The 20,086-nt window shown below is 49.5% G+C and carries 16 protein-coding genes; 7 read left to right on the top strand and 9 right to left on the bottom strand.

Annotated elements, in window-relative coordinates:
• Positions 1-8: 8 nt before the first annotated feature.
• Entirely contained in the window at positions 9-863 is an 855-nt protein-coding gene (locus tag P0Y67_RS09250; protein ID WP_046219713.1) for a MurR/RpiR family transcriptional regulator, read from the bottom strand.
• Positions 864-1,176: 313 nt separating this feature from the next.
• Here P0Y67_RS09250 and P0Y67_RS09245 point away from each other — a divergent pair, with 313 nt between their 5' ends.
• The 4 genes from P0Y67_RS09245 (at position 1,177) to fabV (ending at position 7,098) form a co-directional block, all read left to right on the top strand.
• Complete coding sequence (locus P0Y67_RS09245) at positions 1,177-2,010, top strand: NAD-dependent epimerase/dehydratase family protein (RefSeq protein WP_342391655.1); 834 nt, start codon at positions 1,177-1,179, stop codon at positions 2,008-2,010.
• 582 nt (positions 2,011-2,592) lie between these two features.
• Complete coding sequence (locus tag P0Y67_RS09240) at positions 2,593-3,264, top strand: TetR/AcrR family transcriptional regulator (protein WP_342391654.1); 672 nt, start codon at positions 2,593-2,595, stop codon at positions 3,262-3,264.
• Positions 3,265-3,332: 68 nt separating this feature from the next.
• Positions 3,333-5,606, top strand: a complete 2,274-nt coding sequence (locus P0Y67_RS09235) for an acyl-CoA dehydrogenase (RefSeq protein ID WP_342391653.1) — start codon at positions 3,333-3,335, stop codon at positions 5,604-5,606.
• Between the two features lie 289 nt (positions 5,607-5,895).
• Positions 5,896-7,098 (top strand): enoyl-ACP reductase FabV, encoded by a 1,203-nt coding sequence (fabV, locus tag P0Y67_RS09230; RefSeq protein ID WP_342391652.1) that lies wholly within the window; start codon positions 5,896-5,898, stop codon positions 7,096-7,098.
• 120 nt (positions 7,099-7,218) lie between these two features.
• Here the strand turns inward: fabV and P0Y67_RS09225 are convergent, their stop codons facing one another.
• The 5 genes from P0Y67_RS09225 to P0Y67_RS09205 form a co-directional block, all read right to left on the bottom strand.
• Positions 7,219-8,571, bottom strand: a complete 1,353-nt coding sequence (locus tag P0Y67_RS09225) for an ATP-binding protein (RefSeq protein ID WP_342391651.1) — start codon at positions 8,569-8,571, stop codon at positions 7,219-7,221.
• Positions 8,568-9,242, bottom strand: coding sequence for a response regulator (locus P0Y67_RS09220; protein WP_027253340.1), 675 nt, complete (start codon positions 9,240-9,242; stop codon positions 8,568-8,570). The genes P0Y67_RS09225 and P0Y67_RS09220 overlap by 4 nt, the downstream gene beginning before the upstream one ends.
• A gap of 176 nt (positions 9,243-9,418) precedes the next feature.
• The gene (locus P0Y67_RS09215) at positions 9,419-11,101 is read right to left on the bottom strand and encodes an aspartate:alanine antiporter (protein WP_337113808.1); all 1,683 of its coding nucleotides are present in this window, start codon (positions 11,099-11,101) and stop codon (positions 9,419-9,421) included.
• A 162-nt stretch (positions 11,102-11,263) separates the two neighbouring features.
• Positions 11,264-11,527, bottom strand: coding sequence for a GrxA family glutaredoxin (locus tag P0Y67_RS09210; RefSeq protein ID WP_342391650.1), 264 nt, complete (start codon positions 11,525-11,527; stop codon positions 11,264-11,266).
• Positions 11,528-11,726: 199 nt separating this feature from the next.
• Entirely contained in the window at positions 11,727-12,707 is a 981-nt protein-coding gene (locus tag P0Y67_RS09205) for a porin (protein ID WP_342391649.1), read from the bottom strand.
• A 284-nt stretch (positions 12,708-12,991) separates the two neighbouring features.
• On the opposite strand from P0Y67_RS09205, the gene nfsA reads away from it, so the two are divergent.
• The 3 genes from nfsA to P0Y67_RS09190 all read left to right on the top strand — a co-directional run bounded on the left by nfsA (position 12,992) and on the right by P0Y67_RS09190 (position 16,190).
• Positions 12,992-13,717: an oxygen-insensitive NADPH nitroreductase gene (gene nfsA / locus P0Y67_RS09200; RefSeq protein ID WP_342391648.1), complete on the top strand. Its 726-nt coding sequence runs from the start codon at positions 12,992-12,994 to the stop codon at positions 13,715-13,717.
• 228 nt (positions 13,718-13,945) lie between these two features.
• Complete coding sequence (locus tag P0Y67_RS09195; RefSeq protein WP_342391647.1) at positions 13,946-15,163, top strand: hypothetical protein; 1,218 nt, start codon at positions 13,946-13,948, stop codon at positions 15,161-15,163.
• A 433-nt stretch (positions 15,164-15,596) separates the two neighbouring features.
• Positions 15,597-16,190 carry an acetate uptake transporter gene (locus P0Y67_RS09190; protein ID WP_342391646.1) on the top strand — a complete coding sequence of 198 codons (594 nt, stop codon included), beginning with the start codon at positions 15,597-15,599 and terminating at the stop codon, positions 16,188-16,190.
• A 278-nt stretch (positions 16,191-16,468) separates the two neighbouring features.
• On the opposite strand, the gene P0Y67_RS09185 is transcribed toward P0Y67_RS09190, so the two are convergent.
• The 3 genes from P0Y67_RS09185 to P0Y67_RS09175 form a co-directional block, all read right to left on the bottom strand.
• A complete protein-coding gene (locus tag P0Y67_RS09185) occupies positions 16,469-17,830 on the bottom strand; it encodes an L-serine ammonia-lyase (RefSeq protein WP_120511151.1) in 1,362 nt (453 codons plus the stop codon).
• Between the two features lie 180 nt (positions 17,831-18,010).
• A complete protein-coding gene (locus tag P0Y67_RS09180; RefSeq protein ID WP_342391645.1) occupies positions 18,011-19,291 on the bottom strand; it encodes a serine/threonine transporter in 1,281 nt (426 codons plus the stop codon).
• Between the two features lie 168 nt (positions 19,292-19,459).
• The gene (locus tag P0Y67_RS09175; RefSeq protein WP_342391644.1) at positions 19,460-20,068 is read right to left on the bottom strand and encodes a CoA pyrophosphatase; all 609 of its coding nucleotides are present in this window, start codon (positions 20,066-20,068) and stop codon (positions 19,460-19,462) included.
• Between the last annotated feature and the right edge of the window lie 18 nt (positions 20,069-20,086).

Here is a 20,086-nt window from a genome sequence, read left to right as displayed (position 1 = left end):
CGTTGAGTTTAAAATAACCCTTCTTTGGCAATGCGTGAATCTTTGATAGTCTCTTTTACGCGTTTCAGGTTCTCTCTGAAACCCGGGCCACGGCGCAAGGTAAAACCTGTGGCGAGTACATCAATGACTGTCATCTGTACCACGCGGCTGGCCATAGGCATGTAGATGTCGGTATCTTCAGGGACATCCAGGCAGATAGACAGTGAGCATTCGCGATCCAGCGGCGAGTCTTTGGCGGTAATACCAATGACAGTTGCCCCGTTTTCACGTGCCATCTCAGCAATTTCTACCAGATTCTTGGTACGGCCGGTGTGAGAGATCAGCACCACAACATCATTGTCAGTGCAGTTAATGACACTCATACGTTGCATCACAACATCATCAAAGCAGACAATAGGGATGTTGAAGCGGAAGAACTTATTCATGGCATCATGGGCAACCGAGGCGGATGCCCCCAGGCCAAAAAAGGAAATGCGTTTAGCCTGAGTCAGCAGGTCTACGGCCCGGTTCACCTGCATCGGGTCAAGACTGCTTTTTGCGACATCCAGACAAGCCATGGTGGACTCGAAGATTTTGGCTGTGTAAGCTTCAGCGCTGTCGTCTTCTTCAACGTTACGGTTTACATAGGGAGTACCGTTCGCCAGGCTTTGAGCAAGATGGAGTTTAAAATCCGGGAAACCTTTGGTATCAAGGCGACGGCAGAAACGGTTGACCGTCGGTTCGCTGACATCGGCCATTTTGGCCAGAGTCGCAATGCTTGAGTGAATGGCGGTTTGCGGGGAAGCGATGATAACTTCAGCAACCTTACGCTCAGACTTACTGAAGTTTTCTAAATTGTTTTGGATTTTTTCAAGGGTATTCATACGATAACCGCGATTCGTTGCTGAATTTCAAAATAGGCGAGTTCGTTGGGACGCTGCCAAATATGATGAAACTATACTACTTTTCTTTTCTGGCCTCCTAGCAAATCTCTGAAAATCACTTTTCCTTTTTATTATAGTTTGATCACGATCTACTTTCCCTTTCAGTTTTGAAATGATTTTAACCGGGGAAAAGCAAAGAATTGCCGAGTATTAAGCTGCTTTGTGTTATTTATTTTCAATGCACGGAATTAATTTACAGTTTGAATTAAATGTACAACAAAAAGACAACGAATAAGTTTCAAAGGAAATAACAATGGAAAAAACAAAGCGTGTCAGTGTCTGCGGCTGTGGCTGGTTAGGTTTGCCTTTGGCCAAGCGCCTGAATCAATCCGGTTATGAAACCTTCGGTTCAAAGCAGACTCAAGAGGGCGCTGAAGTATTGGCGCGCCAGGGGATCAAAGGTGTGGCGGTGAGTTTGCCGTTACAAAAGGAAGCGCATTCACCGGCGCTGAACGCATTTCTGGCGGCAGATGTCATGGTGCTGAATGTACCGCCCGGGAGGCAAACAAGGTCAGCGGATGAATACAGTTTAAAAATCATATCATTATCAGAGGCAGCGAAAGCGGCCGGTTGTCATAGGTTGATTTTCATCAGCACCACCGCAGTTTACGGGGATGCCGAAGGGGAAATAACTGAATCAACCGAGCCTGCTCCTGCGACAGAATCTGGCAGGGTACATGTTGATCTGGAACAGCAACTCCGTCAGTCATGGGGTGATGATCTTGTGGTGTTGCGTTTGGCTGGCCTGATTGGCCCTCAACGGCATCCGGTGAAGTTTCTGGCAGGACGGCAAGGCATTGCCAATGGCGGAGCGCCAGTCAACCTGGTGCATCTGGATGATGTGATATCAGCCGTTATGGCAATCTTAGAACGTTGGCCGGCCATGACGACTTTGCATTTATCGGCGCCACAGCACCCCAGCAGGGCAGTGTATTATCGGGAAATGGCCCGTTTGGCAGGATTATCCCTGCCTGAGTTTCAGCCTGGTGGCGAGCAGGGGAAATGGATAAATGCGTCCGCAACTGTTGAGGCTTTGGGGCTGAACTGGCGTTATGAGGATCTAATGACTCTGGCTCCCGAGCTCTGAGGGAGAGCCCAACCGCTTCACCATGTAGGCTCAGCGTTGCGAGTGCCAGATAAAAAAAATCCCGCTGAAAAGTCAGCGGGAGGAATTTATCCTTAACACAATTAGGAGTTTAGCAGCAGTGGCATTGTCGATTAAAGCTGTTCAGTGAACCATTCATTGGCGGCCGGTTATCAATCACTTCGTTAATCTTAATGTCACTAGTTATGACCGAGCGCTCATCGCTTAGTTCCGATTTCACACCGCTTTTTTTGAAATATTTTCTAACCAATTGATATCTATAAAACAAAATTAAGCGTTTTTTTAAACAACCGCGCACTTGCTGAAACGGTCAGACAAAGGTCGTCTGTCATAGGGTGAAAATGAAAGAAAACCCGTTTCCAGATGAAAACGGGCTTTGAAGAAAATCTTCTAAGAAAAAGCAGTGGCACTATGTATGACTCCGGTATTTAGCCTTGGTTCCCATCGCACTTCGCATTATTTAAAATTTTTTCTTTTCTTCTCCGTTTCAATACTGTTCATCGCTTGTTAAATCTGTTAGCAAGGTGTAGAGTTTAAACATGTGTTTAATACGGGTGACTTAACATGGTAGTCAAAGCTGATACAAAAAGCCGCATTCTGGACGCCGCTGAACTCTTGTTTGCAGAGCATGGCTTCAAAGAAACGTCGCTGCGAACAATAACCAGCAAAGCGGGAGTCAACCTGGCCTCTGTTAACTATCACTATGGTGATAAGAAAACGCTTATCCGGGCAGTGCTGAGCCGCTATCTGGAAGAATTCATGCCAGCGCTCAAGCAGGAGCTGGAAGTGCTGCTGACCCGAGATGATTTCAGCATGGAAGATGTCTTCCGTTGTACCAAGCAACCTTTGCTGAAGCTCGGCAATTTCCGTGCTGGTGGCGCCACTATTTTCATGTCCCTGATCGGTCGCGGTTATACCGATGTTCAGGGCCACTTACGCTGGTTTATCGTAACGCGTTATAACCCGGTGCTAAACCTGTTCACCAAAGCGGTTTGCCGCGCCAATCCATCATTAGATCCGGAAACCCTGTTCTGGCGTTTGCATTTTACCTTAGGGGCGTCCGTTTTTACGATGGCATCCAGTACCGCACTGCGGGAAATTGCTGAGAATGATTTCAAATGTACTGTGTCGACCGCCGATCTGATTGATCGCATGGTGCCGTATCTTGCTGCCGGTGTTGCCGCGCCGATAGAGATGCCTGCACCAGTATCAGCAGCGACAGAGAACTCTTACTGAACCCTGCAAAAAAACTATAACAGTTAACTCTCGCCAAGACGTGGCAGAAAGACAAAAGGACGTGACCCATGAGTAATAAAAGTCTGAGACAACGCTACATCAGTGATCCTGCTTTCAAGGTATTTAAGAAAGTGTTACCACCGCTGTCTGATACCGAACGGGAAGCCATGGAAGCAGGTAGTGTCTGGTGGGATGGTCAGCTTTTCGCCGGTAAACCAGACTGGAATACCCTGCTGAATTATCCCAAGCCTAAGCTGAGTGACGACGAACAGTCTTTTATTGACAATGAGCTTGAAACTCTGCTGAAAATGCTGGATGACAACCAGATTGTTCGTGAAGATCGTGATTTGCCTTCTGAGGTGTGGGAGTACCTGCGAAAAGAAAAATTCTTCTCATTGATCATTGGCAAAGAGTACGGCGGTCGCGAGTTCTCTGCGCATGCTAACTCGACCATAGTGACGCGTATTGCCACCCGAAGCCAAAGCGCCGCCGTGTCTGTCATGGTACCCAACTCGTTGGGCCCGGGTGAGCTGCTGAGCCACTATGGTACAGAAGAGCAGAAGAATTACTGGTTGCCGCGTCTGGCTGACGGGACAGATATCCCGTGTTTTGCACTGACCGGCCCGGAGGCGGGCTCTGATGCCGGCGGTATCCCGGATATGGGTGAAGTCTGTTATGGCGAGCATGAAGGTAAGGAAGTTCTGGGTATCCGCGTCAGCTGGAACAAGCGATACATTACCCTGGCACCTGTTGCCACTGTGCTGGGTCTGGCCTTTAAACTGCGCGACCCGCAAGGTCTGATTGGTGATCAGAAAGATATCGGCATTACCTGTGCCCTGATTCCAACCAGCCATGAAGGCGTTGAAATTGGTGAGCGTCACGATCCGCTGGGCGGCGCGTTCATGAACGGTCCTACCCGTGGCCAGGATGTGTTTATCCCTATGGACTGGGTGATCGGCGGTCAGGACTATGTCGGGCGCGGCTGGCGTATGCTGGTGGAATGTCTGTCAGCAGGGCGTGGTATCTCGCTGCCGGCGCTGGGCACGGCCATCGGCCATCTGACATCACGCAGCACCGGCGCTTATTCTTATGTGCGTAAGCAGTTCGGTATGTCGATTGGTCACTTTGAAGGGGTGGCTGAAGCACTGGGGCGTATTGGCGGCATGACCTATATGCTGGAAGCGGCCCGCACCCTGACGACCACTTCTCTGGATATGAAAGAAAAACCGGGCATAGTGACGGCAATTGCCAAGTACCACATGACGGAAATTGCCCGTACTATCCTGAACGACGCGATGGATATTCACGCCGGGCGGGGAATTCAGGCCGGACCAATGAATTATCTGGCCAATCAGTACATTGGTATGCCTGTGGCGATCACGGTGGAAGGGGCAAACATTCTGACCCGTAACCTGATGATCTTTGGCCAGGGGGCGACCCGTTGTCATCCTTATGTACTGAAAGAAATGGAAGCGGCTGCGAATCCGGATGCTGATCAGGCAGCGAAAGACTTCGATCAGCTGTTGTTCAAACACATTGGTTTTGCGGTGGGGAATGTCAGCAAAGCCTTGCTCAATGCCTTTACCGGCTCCAAACTCAACCGGGCACCGGTATCGGGTGAAACGGCGTATTACTATCGTCATTTGTCCCGCATGAGCCGTGCTCTGGCTGTGGCGGCAGATTTCTCTATGTTGTCACTGGGTGGGGAGCTGAAACGCCGTGAAATGGTGTCTGCGCGTCTGGGTGATGTGTTAAGCCACCTGTATCTGGCATCGGCCGTGCTGAAGCGTTATGAAATGGAAGGCCGTCAGCAAGAAGATCTGCCTTTGGTTCATTACGCGTTACAGCACTGTCTGAACAAGTGTGGGGTTGCGTTTGATGAAGTCTTCAATAACTTCCCGCGCAAAGGGGTTGGCCGGGTACTGCGTACACTGACCTTCCCGTTGGGAATTCACTACGAAGCACCAAAGGATGAGCTGAAACTGGCGATTTCCAAACTGCTGATGACACCAGGGGTTGCGCGTGACCGACTGACCACCAACTGCTATATCGGTGAGAAAGACAACGATCCTGTGGCTATCATGGAGCGTGCTTTCGTTGCCATGTACGGTGTGCGCGATATTGAGCGTAAACTGGCGAAAGCGGTGAAAGCCGGCACTGTGCCTCGCAAGGCACCGTTGGCTGAAAAACTGAAGATTGCCCTGGATGCGGGAGTAATCACAGAAGCTGAGGTTGAGAAAGTGCATAATGCTGACCAGTTGAGATCGCATGCGATACAAGTGGACAGCTTCGCACCAGAAGCATTTAAAAAGGGCGCCTTACAGCCAGGGAAAGCCGCCTGATAAGCAATGATATTGCTTAATGAAGAATAAACCTGGTGGTCAAATATGCCGCGCATTTGCGCGGCATTTTTTTCACCGGCTCAGCTATCCTGAAGAGGCCTGGGCTTTTAAGACGTATCCTTATTGTCTGCGGGTGCTGTTTTCTTCAGCAACTCATGGCTCAATATCAAAGAATCTGCCTTAACACCTCCAACCACTGGTCGATTTTAGCGGTTTCGAACATAAAACTGATGCGAATTAGTGACTAACCTTTTATCCTACGGGCAACAGAACAAAGGAAGAAAACGAAATGATCATCAAACCAAAAATTCGTGGATTCATTTGTACAACGACTCACCCAGTGGGTTGTGAAGCAAACGTCAAAGAGCAAATCGAATACACCAAGTCTCAGCCTAAGCTGGAAAATGGCCCTAAGCGTGTATTGGTGGTTGGCTCTTCCACTGGCTACGGTCTGGCTTCACGTATCGCGGCAGCATTTGGCTCCGGCGCTGCGACTATCGGCGTGTTCCTGGAAAAGCAAGGCACAGAGAAAAAGCCGGGCTCAGCGGGCTGGTATAACTCTGCGGCGTTTGACAAATTCGCCAAAGCAGAAGGTCTGTACTCCAAGAGTCTTAACGGTGATGCTTTCTCGCATGAAATGAAGCAGAAAGTGATTGAGCTGATCAAAGAAGAACTGGGTCAGATTGACATGGTGGTTTACTCACTGGCATCCCCAGTGCGTAAAATGCCGGATTCAGGCGAGCTGATTCGCTCCAGCCTCAAGCCGATGGGCGAGACTTATACAGCGACAGCGGTTGATACCAACAAAGATGTTCTGATTGAAGCGAGCATTGAGCCTGCCAGCGAGCAGGAAATTGAAGATACAGTGAAAGTCATGGGCGGCCAGGACTGGGAACTGTGGATCAATGCGCTGGCAGATGCCGGCGTGCTGGCTGAAGGTTGTAAGACGGTTGCATACAGCTATATTGGTACGGAAATTACCTGGCCAATCTACTGGCATGGCGCACTGGGTAAAGCCAAAATGGACCTGGACCGCGCCGCCAGCGAGCTGAGCAATAAACTGGCCGATATCAAGGGTACGGCAAACGTTGCTGTGCTTAAGAGTGTGGTGACGCAGGCCAGTGCGGCGATTCCTGTAATGCCACTGTATATTGCAATGGTCTTCAAGAAAATGCGCGAAGAAGGTGTTCACGAGGGCTGTATGGAGCAAATCTTCCGTATGTTCTCACAGCGCCTGTATAAAGCCGATGGCTCAGCCACTGAGCTCGACAGCGACAACCGCCTGCGTCTGGATGACTGGGAACTGCGTGACGATATCCAGGAGCACTGCACAACGCTGTGGCCACAGGTGACGAATGAGAATCTGTTCGAAGTGACAGACTATCAGATGTACAAAGACGAGTTCATGAAACTGTTTGGCTTTGGTCTGAATGGCGTGGACTATGATGCCGACGTCAATCCAGTGGTCGAGTTCGACGTTCAGGATGTCTGATCACTTTATGGTGATTACAAAAACGCTGTGATAAAAAAACCGCCCAAGTTGGCGGTTTTTTATGGCTGATATTTTCGTGCAGTGTAAACAGGGTATAACAGGCGTGTGGATTAACGCGCGTTAACTGTTCTTGTCATCCGGCAGTTCAATCACAAAGGCTGCCCCTTCAATGCTGGCTTTTTCCACGTAAATACGGCCGCCGTAACAGGTAACGATATCGTGGCAGACAGACAGGCCAATCCCTTGTCCCGGATTGCGCTGATCAGCCCGGATCCCCCGCTGGAAGATGGCCTCCCGCATGTCATCGCTGACACCGGGTCCGTCATCCTCGATGCGGATAATCAATTTTCCCTGTTGTTGCGCGGCGCTGAGCCGAATCTCACTGATGCAGAACCTGAAGGCGTTTTCCAGCAGATTTCCCAGCAGTTCCATCAAATCGGTACGGTTCAGAGGGAGGTACAAGCCCGTACTGTACTGGCGTTTCAGTGTGACCTGTTTGGTGCTGTAAATCTTCTTCAGCATCCGCTCAAAGCTTTCCACGACTGGGTTGAGCAGGGTTTTATCTTTCTGCAGACCTTGCTGTCCCATCAAAGCGCGTTTTAACTGATACTGAACCAGATCGTCCATCTGGCTGATTTGCTCCAGCATGCGGTGATTGAGATCGCAGCGGGGCAGGGAATGATCATCCAGCAAGGCATTGGCGGCGGCCAGGCGGGTTTTCAGGCTGTGCGCCAGATCGTCCATCGCGTGGCGGTAGCGGGCTGTTTTGTCGTTACTGATCCGGATGAGACGATTAAGTGACTGTGTCACGTCTTGCAACTCGGTAGGAAAGTCACTGTCCAGCTGCTCGCGTTTGGCGTCCGTGACCTGATTGAGCTGAGTAGCCAGTTTTCGCAACGGCTGAAAGCTCCAGTGAAATGCGGCGATGAGAAAGGCAACGGCGATCAATACAAACAAGCCGAGATAGAGGGCGGTCCGGTTGTGAAGCCGGCTCAGAGACTGTTCATAGGCTGTGCCTGAGCGCAGGACAACCAGCTGGTAAGCATTGCCATTCTCGCGGTCACGGCTGATATCGTAAGCGATATAACTCTTTGTGTTATCAGCCTTGACCAGGGTGGGGGTTTGCATTGCATCCGGCAGGCTGCTGCAAATACTGATCAGTCCCGCGGCTTTGGCCTCATCTGACAACCACATTGTATTATCATTGCGATCACAAAGTACCGACATGTAATCCGTCGCGGATGGATCCAAAGAGTCAATCCACTTATCAACGTCTTTGATCAATCCTGCCCGGTTAAGCTGGGCAACGACCAAAGGCATTTGTGCAACAAGATCGGTTGAATAGGCAGCCATGTAACTCTGGCTGTAGAGCTCATTGATCACCCAGGCCAGGGCCGATGTAATCAGGGCAATGATCGCAATGGATGTGATCATTACCCGATGGCGCAACCGCGGGAGAATAGCCAGATTCATTGCGCGGTAAGCTCGAAGATGTATCCCTGACCGCGAATGGTCGAAATGGGGTTGTCCTGTCCGGTCTGGCTGATTTTTTTGCGCAGACGGCTGATCATGACTTCGATGGTATTAGGATCGCCTTCCTGATCTTCATACAATACGTCCAGCAGTCGCTGCTTGGAAACCACCTGGCGGCTGTGGCGCATCAGGTATTCCAGCAGTTCGTACTCAAAAGCGGTGAGGTCAAGCAGGCTTTCGCTGACAAAAACCTGTTTCGCCAGCAGGTCGACACGGATTTCTCCGGCGGTCATCTCGGGTTTGATGAATCCTGCACTACGCCGGACCAGCGCACTCAGCCGGGCAACCAGCTCTTCTCTCTGAAAAGGTTTCACCAGATAATCATCGGCGCCGGCTTCCAGTCCCGTAACTTTATCCTGCCAGTTAGAGCGTGCTGTCAGAATCAGGATCGGCAGTCGTAAGCCTTTATCACGGATTTCACGAATCAGACTGATACCGTCACGGTCGGGCAGACCTATATCGACGATAGCGACATCATTGGGGTAGTTATCAGCATAAAACAGGCCTTCTTCGGCCGTATTGGCACACTGAACTTGATTACCCAGCTCACTGAGCTGAGTTTTCAGATGGTGGCACAGGATCGGATCGTCTTCGACTATCAGGATGCGCATCATAATAAAGTTACCTGAAACTGTGGAATAGAGTTGCGAATACCAGAAAGCACGCTTTATAGCAAAGGGGGCTGGCGGGTACAATTTTCACCGGTTAATTGTGAGAGATTATACCACCTATCATCTGAATAACGGCTGACTCTGCCAAGTGTCAGTGTCAGCCGTGTGGGGAGGTGCTAGCTGAGAATAATAATCAGCGTACCTGCTATTGTGAGCAGAACGTTAGCGATGGCGTAGGTGCCCGCATAGCCCAGAGCCGGAATAGTACTGCGGGCATGCTCATTGATCATGTCCATCGCCGGGGCGCAGGTACGGGCGCCGATAATGGCACCAAACAGCAGTGCGCGGTTCATATCCAGTACGTAAGCGCCGAAAAGGTAGGCGAGCATCACGGGAATCACGCTCACCATCATGCTGACTAAAAATACGCTCGGACCAATTTGCGTAATCGATTCAAACAGGTTAGAACCGGCACTCAGGCCAATACCGACCATAAACACCATCAAACCGAGATCCTTGGCCATATTGAGTGCGCCCTGAGGAACATAGCCGAACGTCGGGTGATTGGCCCGCAGGAAACCCAGGGAGATCCCGGCGAGCAACAGACCCGCGGCATTACCCAGACCAAAGGTGATCTGGCCGAAGGTCATGGTAATGGAGCCGAACAGCAGCCCCATAATAAAGAAGCAGCAAAAGGCCAGAAGATCAGCAATCTGACTGTGGATAGAGATAAAGCCAATGCGCTCGGCCAGCCCCAGCACCCGGCTTTTCTCACCGCTGACCTGGAGGATGTCACCTTTATTGAGCAGGGTACTGTGGTCCATCGGCATTTCAATCTGCGCACGTACCACACGGTTGAGGAAGCAGCCATATTCCGCCAGATTCAGCTCGGATAAGCGCTTACCGGCAATGTTGTCGTTCTTGACCACGATCTCTTCTTCTACAATGCGCAGATCGAGTAAATCACGGTCAAACACTTCTTTTCCGTTGCGGAAGCTGGGGTCCAGACGTGCGTGGCTGTCGGGGTAACCCACCAAGGCTATCTCATCGCCTTCCTGCAGAATGGCATCACCATCCGGGTTGGCAAGAATACCGTGGCGACGAATACGTTCAATGTAGCAGCCCGTCTGGCGATAGATGCCCAGTTCACGCAGGTTACGGCCATCGATCCAGTCTATCAGTTCAGGTCCCACACGGTAGGCTCGTATGATAGGTAAGTAGACTTTGCGTTGTGAGGCGCCACCTATTCCACGCTCTTTCGCAATCTGTTGCGAGGATTCAGCCAGATCTTGCTTTTGCAGCTTGGGCATCAGCTTGGCCAGCAGTATCAGGCTGATCAGGCCAATCAGGTAAGACATGGCGTATCCGACACTCAGGCTGTCAATCAGGTCCTGAACAACCATGGGATCAGACAGGTTTGATAAGCCGCCACTTAATGCATCTTTGGCACCGACCAGAACCGGCGTAGCGGTAAGAGAGCCTGCCATCAGGCCGGTCGCCAGACCCAGATCCAGATTCAGGTAGTGCGACATGGTCAGTGTAATAGTGATGGCCGATAAAAGCACCACTAAAGCCAGCAGTAAATAATGCTTACCGTCCCGGAAAAAAATACCGAAGAAGTTTGGTCCGGCCTGAATGCCCACACAGAAGATAAATAGCATAAAGCCAATATTGAGGGCTTCAGCATCAAAGGTAAAACCAGCGTTACCGAAGAGGAGTGCAGTCAGGAGAACGCCAATGGAATTACCAATCTGCAACTTGGCGATACGAAGTTTTCCGACAGTAAGACCCACAGCGAGAACTACAAAGAGGAGCAGAATATCATTCTGGCGAAGCAGGTCAGCAATGTCGATGTTCACAACAAATTTTTCCGAAGTCAGCGCAATATACTAAAGGTATGGGGCAGAATTTTATCTTAAACTACTGCTATGCGATACCGATATTCGAGGTGCGCGACACAAAAAAAGGCTGATTAAACAGCCTTTTTGTCAACGAGTCACATTTGCGCAATTGAACTGTGATTATTGAAACAGTCCAAGGTTGTCTTTTGCGTACGCTTCGAAGTCTGTGCAGCCACCGATATGCTGTTGATCAACGAAGATTTGTGGAACCGTTTCAACGGGCTTGCCCACGGTTTTTTCCAGGTCAGCCTTGGAAATGCCTTCTGCGTGAATATCTACATAACGATAGTTGAAATCATCACGCTCATCTTTCAGCTTGTCAGCCAAGTCTTTTGCACGAACACAGAAAGGGCAGCCAGGGCGACCAAAAATTACTACGAACATAGAGCTTCTCCTTTGTCTTGTGGGGCTACTATAACGTGAGTCTGTCGGCGGTGAAAGTCGGAATTATCAGTAGCATCAATAGAAAATTTCGATGGTTAGCGCTATTTACATCAGCGGCAAACCTGTTATGTCTGAGGTGGCTGCAATGAAAAAAGCCAGGCTGGATAGGCCTGGCTTTGGGCAGCAGTGGAGCAAGAAGTTAGAAGTCGTAGCGAATAGCCATCGCCAGAACGTCTTCGTTGCCGTCGATTTGATCGGCTTTGTACTCTGCGTAGGTACGCAGGTTTTTGTTGAACTTGTAATAGGCGCCAAGCACAAAGTAGTCTTCAATATCTGATGTGGTACCTGTATCGGCTTCCAGATAGTTGTAGACAGCCTGGGCAGAGAAGCCATTACCAAAGTCGTAGCCCACTACGGCTTCGTAGCCGTCGTAGTCAGTACCGGTTTCTGCACCTGACTTGTCTTTCCAGTTTTCACCCATGCTGTACAGCAGTGCGGCATAGATGTTGTTGGCATCATAGGCAACAGATAGTGCAGTCACTTCCGCATCATCAGTGCCATCCAGGCCTTCACCTGAGTTATAACCGGCACCAAATTTCACACCCACAGGCAGTGCGTAAGAGGCAGCAACACCGTAAGAGGTTGATGTGTCACCATCTACTTGCTGGACGGCGTTGTTGTCCAACTGGTAGCTTGCTTCAACAGTCAGGCCGCTGAATTCGCCGGCATATTTCAGCACTGAGCTGGTTTTACCTGTACCGAAACGGTCGGTACCTGTACCACTGGCATCAGCACCGAACTCTTCCAGGGTATCTGTGTAATCAGAAATCAGGGTAAATGAACCTTCCTGACGACCGTAGGTGGCTTCACCGAAGTTGCCGCCCAGACCAGCATAAGCTTTACGTGTTTCAAGACCTTCGTCTTTAGAAGAGGCGTTCACTTCGGTTTCGTATACGCCGAGACCGTAAAGGTTGCTGTTAATCTCAGACTTTGCTTTGGCACCAAAGCGGAAGTAGCTTTGATCGCCTTTTTCGCTGTTATCATCCGAGCTGTAGTACATACCTACTGCACGGCCATACAAATCAACGGTTGCCCCATCCTTGTCATAAACGTTTGCAGCAGCAGCTGAGCCAGAAACAAAAGCAGTAATCAATGCCGATGCTAAAACAGTTTTTTTCATTTCTTTTTCCCCTAAGTAGGTATCAAGTGCTTCATTGCTGTTTTGATGGGCTGCAGGATAGAAGGTGAATATGACAAAAAAATGTTGTTCAAAAGTCACTTTGATGAAAGCGAAACATTATTTATCAATGGATTACTCCATTTGCACGCTTACCGGCCAGTCATAGTGTGCAATCTAGATCATCTGGTTGTTTATGATAGAGTGCATAAATTGCCCCAGATAATCTTTGTTATTGGCAAGCGAATAATGGTGTTTTCAAGCTGAACAGCAGGATGAAGAGAATAATGAATCAGACAATTGATACGATACTGGCACACCGTTCTATACGACGTTTTACCTCTGAACCTATTCAGGCGGATGTACTCTCGACCCTGCTTGACTGTGCAATCGCAGCCTCGTCTTCCAGCTTTATCCAATGCGTGAGCGTGATACGGGTGGTTGATACAGACAAACGCACTCAGATGGCCCACCTGGCCGGCGATCAGCCCTATGTTGCTTCAGCGGCAGAGTTTTTAGTGTTCTGTGTGGATTTCCACCGCCATTTGCAAATTCATCCTGAAGCACAGCTTGGTTTTACTGAGCAGACGTTAATTGGCGCTGTCGATGCTGCGCTCATGGCACAAAATTGTTTGTTAGCGGCTGAATCTTTGGGTTTGGGTGGGGTCTATATTGGCGGGATCAGAAATAATCCGGCAGAGGTGGCTGCATTGCTTGATATGCCTAAGCATGTCATGCCCGTTTTTGGACTGTGCCTGGGTTATCCGGATCAAAATCCTGAATCTAAGCCGCGCCTGCCGCAGTCCTTGGTCATTCACCAAAACAGCTATCAGCAGGAGCTGGATCGCCATCAACTGGCAGAATATGACGAAAAAGTGCGCCAGTATTACCAGTCGCGAACTGGCGGTAATAAAGATATGAGCTGGTCAGAACAGATTACCGCGACTTTAACCAAAGAAGCCCGGCCCTTCATGAAGGATTTCCTTACCAGTAAAGGCTTTAGTACCAAGTAGGCATCAGTTAAACTATTTGAGTATTCACTCATTTTTGTCTTGCCGATTTGTATAAATGGTCACTTTCTGCTTGTAATTTAAGAAGAAAGTGGCCCAAGCGAGCATTTATCATGCTGATGCTGGGGGGATTGTCATTTCATACTGGTAGGACTTCTGCCGCTTTACAGACATAGCTTTCCATAATTTTGAGTGGATTGACTGTAAAATCAAATTATTACGGAATTTTTTATGAAAAGAACGGGCCTTTCAGCCCTGATGGTGTTTTTTGCCGTGTTATTGGGTGCTTGCTCAAGCACGCCTGAAATGAGTGAGTCGGACACTGCTATCTCTGAACAGGGAGAATTTCAGCGGATATTGTCTGCTTACCGGCACTGGCAGCAGTCAATGCAACATACCAGCGAACTGGCCATTTATTCACCGGATGTTTATCAGCGCATGATAACCAGCTGGGAAAATGCAGAAAAAATTTATCAAGAGATCACCGCAACGCCGTCGACGGCTTATAAAAGTTACTCTTTGTTTTCTTCTACCACCTATTTACAGCAGATACAGTTAGAGCTGAATCAGGTTGAAGCTTCTTTTAATCAATTGAAGCAGTTACAGAAGGTCGCCGATGATGTTCTGTCTCCTGCAATCACTCAGATGCAGTATCTGGATTCTCTGGATGCCAGGCAGTACTACCGAAGTGAGTACACACGCTTGCATCGCCTGTATGCCAGCTTGTTTACCTTGGTTGAAGATGATGAACTGAGTGACGCGAGAGAGGAGCAGGACGAGTTCCTTTCGCGCAGCCATAGCCTGGAAGTCAAAACGATCAAAAAAATCTATATTGCGCCGCTGGAAGCCATGATGATTGAACTGCGCCGTCAGGATGTGAATGACTATGCGCCAAACAGCTACGCACAGATTGAGCAGCGTATCGAAGCCGGCAAGGCATTAATTGAGCGTACCCCTCGCGATTTTGATGCCATACAGCAGGCGGCGAGTGCGGTACAGTTTGAGCTTGCCCATGCTCAGCATATTTCGTTGGAAGTTCAGCGTTTACGCGATTTAAGTAAAGATGATTACGAGTCTTATATTCTGGATTTCGAAAATAAGCTGCTGAGAATCTCCAAGGCTTTAAAAGAGGAAGACTTGCGTAATCAGCCCATTCAGGAACAGGCCAGATTAATCATTGCTGGTGCCATCAATGTCAGGGAGGCAACAGCCAGCAAGCCGCCGGCAGATGAGGTGCTGAAGGATAAAGACAAGTACATCCGCGACCTCAATGCATTGGTCATGAGCCAGCAGCGTCAGATAAGCCTGCTGCAGTCTAAACTGTCTGCTAGCAAGGAGACACTGCCTGCAGTGTCTTTACCGGCGTCGAGCGAAGCACCCGACTCCAATGCCACCTTAACAGAGCCGCAACGCGATACTGGTGAGGCCGGATCTGCCGTTATGCAGTAGCGCCTTCGTCATACTGGCACAGAAGAGCAAAAAACCGCCGCCATGACAGCGGTTTTTTTGTACACAATTCCCCCGCTGATTGTTTGATATCAGCATGAGCCTCTTCTCCTGGCTATCCGTTTCAGGCCATAAAAGCAGGGATTTATGCTGCATCATTAGTGCGCTCTTTATAAGAGATTCGCCGTTATTATAGCCAGAGACTACAGGCTGAAGACGGTTTATGATGCATTCTGTTACATCTTTCATGGGTTTTGATATATTTTTTATATTTACTTTTTTCTGGTTAATCATGCTTTTTTGTCTGATGGTTGGTTTTTGTACCGCTGAGACATTGTTTTCCCTCAGGACATAGATTAGAATTCGCGCCGCGCCAGATTGCGCAATTATTTTAATTAATGTCACTTTTATTTAAATTTTCCTGTAGGGGAATAAAATGTCTACGAATTTTGCAAATCCAGCACCTTTGGGATTGATGGGCTTTGGTATGACCACCATTTTGCTGAACATCCACAATGCAGGCTTTTTCCCACTGAACTCTATGATTCTGGCTATGGGGATTTTTTATGGCGGTCTGGCTCAAATCCTTGTCGGCATGATGTGTTTTAAGCGTGGTGATACCTTCGGTACCACCTCTTTCACTTCTTACGGTCTGTTCTGGCTGACACTGGTTGGCCTGATTGTGATGCCTTACATGGGACTGCCTGCCGCACCTGCAGAGTTCATGGCATGGTATCTGCTGCTGTGGGGCGTCTTTACTGCCTTTATGTTTGTTGGTTCACTCAATTACCCACGCGCCAAACAGTTTGTCTTTGCTTCTTTGACTGTGTTGTTCTTCCTGCTGGCAGCACGTGATTTCACTGGCAGCGCCCTGATTGGCACCATTGCGGGCTTTGAAGGCATCATCTGTGGTGCGAGTGCGATTTACTTTGCGATGGCCCAGGTACTGAACAATGAGTTCGGCCGGACTATCTTGCCAATCGGCGAGCGCAAAGTGGCGGCTGTGGAGCCTCTGAAAGCAGCGGCATAACGTTTTTCAATTCTATATTTACTGCTTACCCCGTGCCGTGAGGTACGGGGTTTTTTTATGCCGGTTGCTGGCTGGTGTTGCATCGCAGCGATGAAGAAAGCCGGACGCCGTTAGCCCGGCTGCGGCGAGACCTTACCTGGCTGCAGGCGAAATAATGGCGGGTTTAGCGCTGAAGGCCAAAAAGGGCAGGCTAGTGGGCAGGCTGAGATCGAGAATACAGGGAATAAAAAAGGAGGCTTAAGCCTCCTTTAACCTATCAATCGGATTGTCCTTTCGGATCAGCAGATCACTTTGATCGCCAGACCACCCTGAGAGGTTTCGCGATACTTGGCATTCATGTCTTTACCGGTTTCCAGCATGGTCTCGATCACTTTATCCAGCGATACCCGAGGCTCGGAAGCACGACGCAACGCCATACGTGAAGCATTGATGGATTTAACGGCTGCGATACCGTTGCGCTCGATACAAGGAACCTGTACCTGACCGGCAACCGGGTCACAGGTCAGCCCCAGGTTATGTTCCATCGCAATCTCCGCCGCCATACAGACCTGCTCAGGGCTTGCGCCCATCAGTTCAGCCAGACCGGCAGCTGCCATTGAACAAGCGACACCCACTTCACCCTGACAGCCTACTTCAGCACCAGAGATAGAAGCATTACGCTTGTACAGACCGCCGATTGCGCCAGACGCGGCGAAGTAACGGATATATTCTTTCTCGCTGACCGGCTGAATGAATTTATCATAGTAAGCCAGTACTGCAGGGATAATACCGCAAGCACCGTTAGTCGGCGCGGTGACTACCCGGCCGCCTGCTGCGTTTTCTTCATTCACTGCAAAAGCGTACATGTTCACCCAGTCAACCACTGTCATCGGGTCGGTGTTGGTACGCTCAGAGGTGATGAGCTGCTGGCGCAGTGCCGCTGCACGACGAGGCACACGCAGCGGGCCAGGCAGAATGCCTTCTTCGTTCATGCCACGGTCCATACAGTCCTGCATGGTTTTCCAGATTTTAGCGAAGTAATCTTTAATTTCGTCTTCAGTGTTCATGGCACGTTGGTTTGCCATGACGATAGAGCTCATGGAGCGACCGCTTTCTTTGCAGTGCTGAACCAGCTCTTGTGCCGAGGTAAACGGGTAAGGGACTTTGATTTCAGACTCTTCTTCTTTACCGAAGTTTTCTTCATCAACAATGAAGCCGCCACCGATAGAGTAGTAAGTTTTGCTGTAAATTTTGTCTTCACCAGCCCATGCATGAATACTCATGCCATTCTCGTGCAGGGAAAGGTTGGTGTTATGGAAATTCATCCCGCCATCACGAGGGAAATCAACGGTGTGAATATTACCTGCAATTGGAAGACGCTCGGTTTCACCAACGCTGGCGATAAACCCAGGGATGCTGTCGATATCAACAGTTTCAGGGCTGTTGCCAGCCAGGCCCATGATAATGGCAATGTCTGTGTGGTGGCCTTTACCTGTCAGAGACAGAGAGCCATACACATCAACGGTGACTTTTGTCACATCATTGATTTTGCCCATTTCACGCAGGTTATCGACAAACTCTTTACCTGCTTTCATCGGACCTACAGTGTGCGAACTGGAAGGACCCACACCAATTTTGAAGATATCAAAAATACTGATCATGCGTAGTACCTCAGTCGGGGAAGCGATCTTGCCTCGGCCCGTGACTGTTATCTTTTTATGAACTCCCGCCCCTTCCTTGGCGAGTATAGTCAAAACAAAAGAGCAGGTGCTGAAAGCTCCCCTGCTCTTAAGTATCGGTTCTTTTACGTATTTTGTCAGTAATGCTGTACAGGCGAGACGTTAGAAAAATAGCCCGTACATAATGGCTGAAATCGCGATCAGACCCATGAGTGTGACAAATACGTTGCTTACCGCGCCCTTGTACTTCTGCATTGCCGGTACTTTATGTACGGCATACATAGGCATCAGGAACAAGATTGTCGCAATAATCGGGCCGCCTAATGTTTCAATCATCCCAAGAATACTAGGATTAACTGTTGCGACCAACCAGATAGTAGCAATCATGAAGACAACGGTAAATTTGTCAATATTCTTTTCGTTAACTTGCTTACCAGCCGACTTTAATTGTTTAGAAACTAGACCATTCAGACCTTCCCGCGCGCCCAGATAATGGCCGAAGAAAGATGAAACGATAGCCACAAATGCTACAACCGGGCCCAGATATGAAATAAATGGACTGTCATGTTTGTTGGCCAGGTAAGACAGAATAGCCAGGTTTTCCGCTTTTGCTTGCGCCAGATCCTGAGGGCTCAGGCTCAGTACGCACGAGAACACGAAGAACATCACAAAGCCCAGCAGCATAACGGCAGATCGCGCCAGAATGCGGGAGGCTTTCTCTTCTGCCTGCTCGCCATGTTCGCGCGCTTGTGCCTGCGAGAAAGCCGAGATAATAGGGCTGTGGTTAAACGAAAATACCAGAACAGGGATGGTAATCCACAAGGTGACCGCAAAATCACCCAGTGAAGGCATGGTGCTCAGGCTGACGGAAGACAGATTCCACTCGGGGATCAGATATACCGACATAAACAGCAAAATGCCCACCAGCGGGTATACCAGAAACTGAGTGACTTTCAGCATCAGTTTTTCACCGGCAATCATCACGGACATCATGCCCAGAATCAAAATGATAGACAGTAATGCCCGAGGCATGGATGCCATACCAAGCTGGTTGACCATGAAGGAATCGACAGTATTGGTGATACCAACACCATAAATCAGCACAATCGGGTAAATAGCAAAGAAGTAGAGCAGGGTGATTAATTTACCGGCACGGGCGCCAAAATGTTCTTCCACCACTTCAGTAATGTCACTGCCGGGCTTCGCGGAAGACAGGACAAAACGCGCCAGACCGCGGTGCGCGAAGTAAGTCATCGGGCCAATCAGCAGTGTCATCGCCAGCAGTGGCCAGAAGCCGCTCATACCCGCGTTGATTGGCAGAAACAGGATACCGGCACCAACTGCGGTACCAAAAAGAGAAAGCACCCAGGTCGTATCTTGTGCAGTCCAGCGGCTTTTGGCAGCAGCGGATGCAGCAGATACAGATGCAGTTTTCGTTTGCATAAGTTAGTCCAACATTTAATAGGGAACAGGAACCGGGGTATTTTCGCTTATTTAAGGCGTGAAAAAATGATCTGTGAAAAAACTCGCTCACTATTTAACATTTGTTGCAAGGAAATGAGAGTTTGATCACCTAAAGAGTCGCTATTTATGTCGCAGATGGCGAAAGGTTCAGCGATTGTCAACCCAGATTTGATGTGACAGGGCTTTGACTATCTGAGCCGTCGCGCCCCAAATGGAATATTCCTGATATGGGATGGCATAAATGGTGTGTTCCTTACCTTTGAAGGTGAAACGCTGGGTGCGCATATTGCGGGGATTGAGCAAGAAGGTAACAGGGACTTCAAATATGCTGTCGACTTCGTTGGGATCGAGCACGGGCCGGTAGCTGGCGGTAACAGTCGCTAAAAACGGTGTCACCATATAACCGCTGAGCGTCGGGAGGGCGGGCAATGTGCCCAGAATGTCTTTTTTATCACACAGAATGCCAATCTCTTCCTGTGTTTCCCGAATGGCAGTATTGATGAGTTCGCCGTCTTCGCTTTCAAAGCGACCGCCCGGAAAGGCCACCTGTCCCGGATGGTGTTTCAGGTGGTTTGCCCGCCTGGTCAGTATCACATGGTAACCGTCAGGCCTTGCCACCAGAGGGATCATCACTGCCGCGGGTTTAAAGCGGCTGCTGTTGGGCAGCAACTGCTTGATACGTCTCTGATGGCTGCGATCATACTGGCCCGGCTGCGCAAGCAGGAAGCGGCTGAGCATGTGATGCTGGACTATCATGTGGTATTCCCGATGGCG

Source organism: Photobacterium sp. SP02 (assembly GCF_038519165.1).
Lineage (GTDB): Bacteria > Pseudomonadota > Gammaproteobacteria > Enterobacterales > Vibrionaceae > Photobacterium > Photobacterium halotolerans.
This window is presented reverse-complemented; position numbering and strand designations above follow the sequence as displayed.

Bases quoted from the DNA above. Each gene is read 5' to 3' on its own strand.
- P0Y67_RS09250 (WP_046219713.1), bottom strand. From the start codon at position 863: ATGAATACCCTTGAAAAAATCCAAAACAATTTAGAAAACTTCAGTAAG.
- P0Y67_RS09245 (WP_342391655.1), top strand. From the start codon at position 1,177: ATGGAAAAAACAAAGCGTGTCAGTGTCTGCGGCTGTGGCTGGTTAGGT.
- P0Y67_RS09240 (WP_342391654.1), top strand. From the start codon at position 2,593: ATGGTAGTCAAAGCTGATACAAAAAGCCGCATTCTGGACGCCGCTGAA.
- P0Y67_RS09235 (WP_342391653.1), top strand. From the start codon at position 3,333: ATGAGTAATAAAAGTCTGAGACAACGCTACATCAGTGATCCTGCTTTC.
- fabV (WP_342391652.1), top strand. From the start codon at position 5,896: ATGATCATCAAACCAAAAATTCGTGGATTCATTTGTACAACGACTCAC.
- P0Y67_RS09225 (WP_342391651.1), bottom strand. From the start codon at position 8,571: ATGAATCTGGCTATTCTCCCGCGGTTGCGCCATCGGGTAATGATCACA.
- P0Y67_RS09220 (WP_027253340.1), bottom strand. From the start codon at position 9,242: ATGCGCATCCTGATAGTCGAAGACGATCCGATCCTGTGCCACCATCTG.
- P0Y67_RS09210 (WP_342391650.1), bottom strand. From the start codon at position 11,527: ATGTTCGTAGTAATTTTTGGTCGCCCTGGCTGCCCTTTCTGTGTTCGT.
- P0Y67_RS09205 (WP_342391649.1), bottom strand. From the start codon at position 12,707: ATGAAAAAAACTGTTTTAGCATCGGCATTGATTACTGCTTTTGTTTCT.
- nfsA (WP_342391648.1), top strand. From the start codon at position 12,992: ATGAATCAGACAATTGATACGATACTGGCACACCGTTCTATACGACGT.
- P0Y67_RS09195 (WP_342391647.1), top strand. From the start codon at position 13,946: ATGAAAAGAACGGGCCTTTCAGCCCTGATGGTGTTTTTTGCCGTGTTA.
- P0Y67_RS09190 (WP_342391646.1), top strand. From the start codon at position 15,597: ATGTCTACGAATTTTGCAAATCCAGCACCTTTGGGATTGATGGGCTTT.
- P0Y67_RS09185 (WP_120511151.1), bottom strand. From the start codon at position 17,830: ATGATCAGTATTTTTGATATCTTCAAAATTGGTGTGGGTCCTTCCAGT.
- P0Y67_RS09180 (WP_342391645.1), bottom strand. From the start codon at position 19,291: ATGCAAACGAAAACTGCATCTGTATCTGCTGCATCCGCTGCTGCCAAA.
- P0Y67_RS09175 (WP_342391644.1), bottom strand. From the start codon at position 20,068: ATGATAGTCCAGCATCACATGCTCAGCCGCTTCCTGCTTGCGCAGCCG.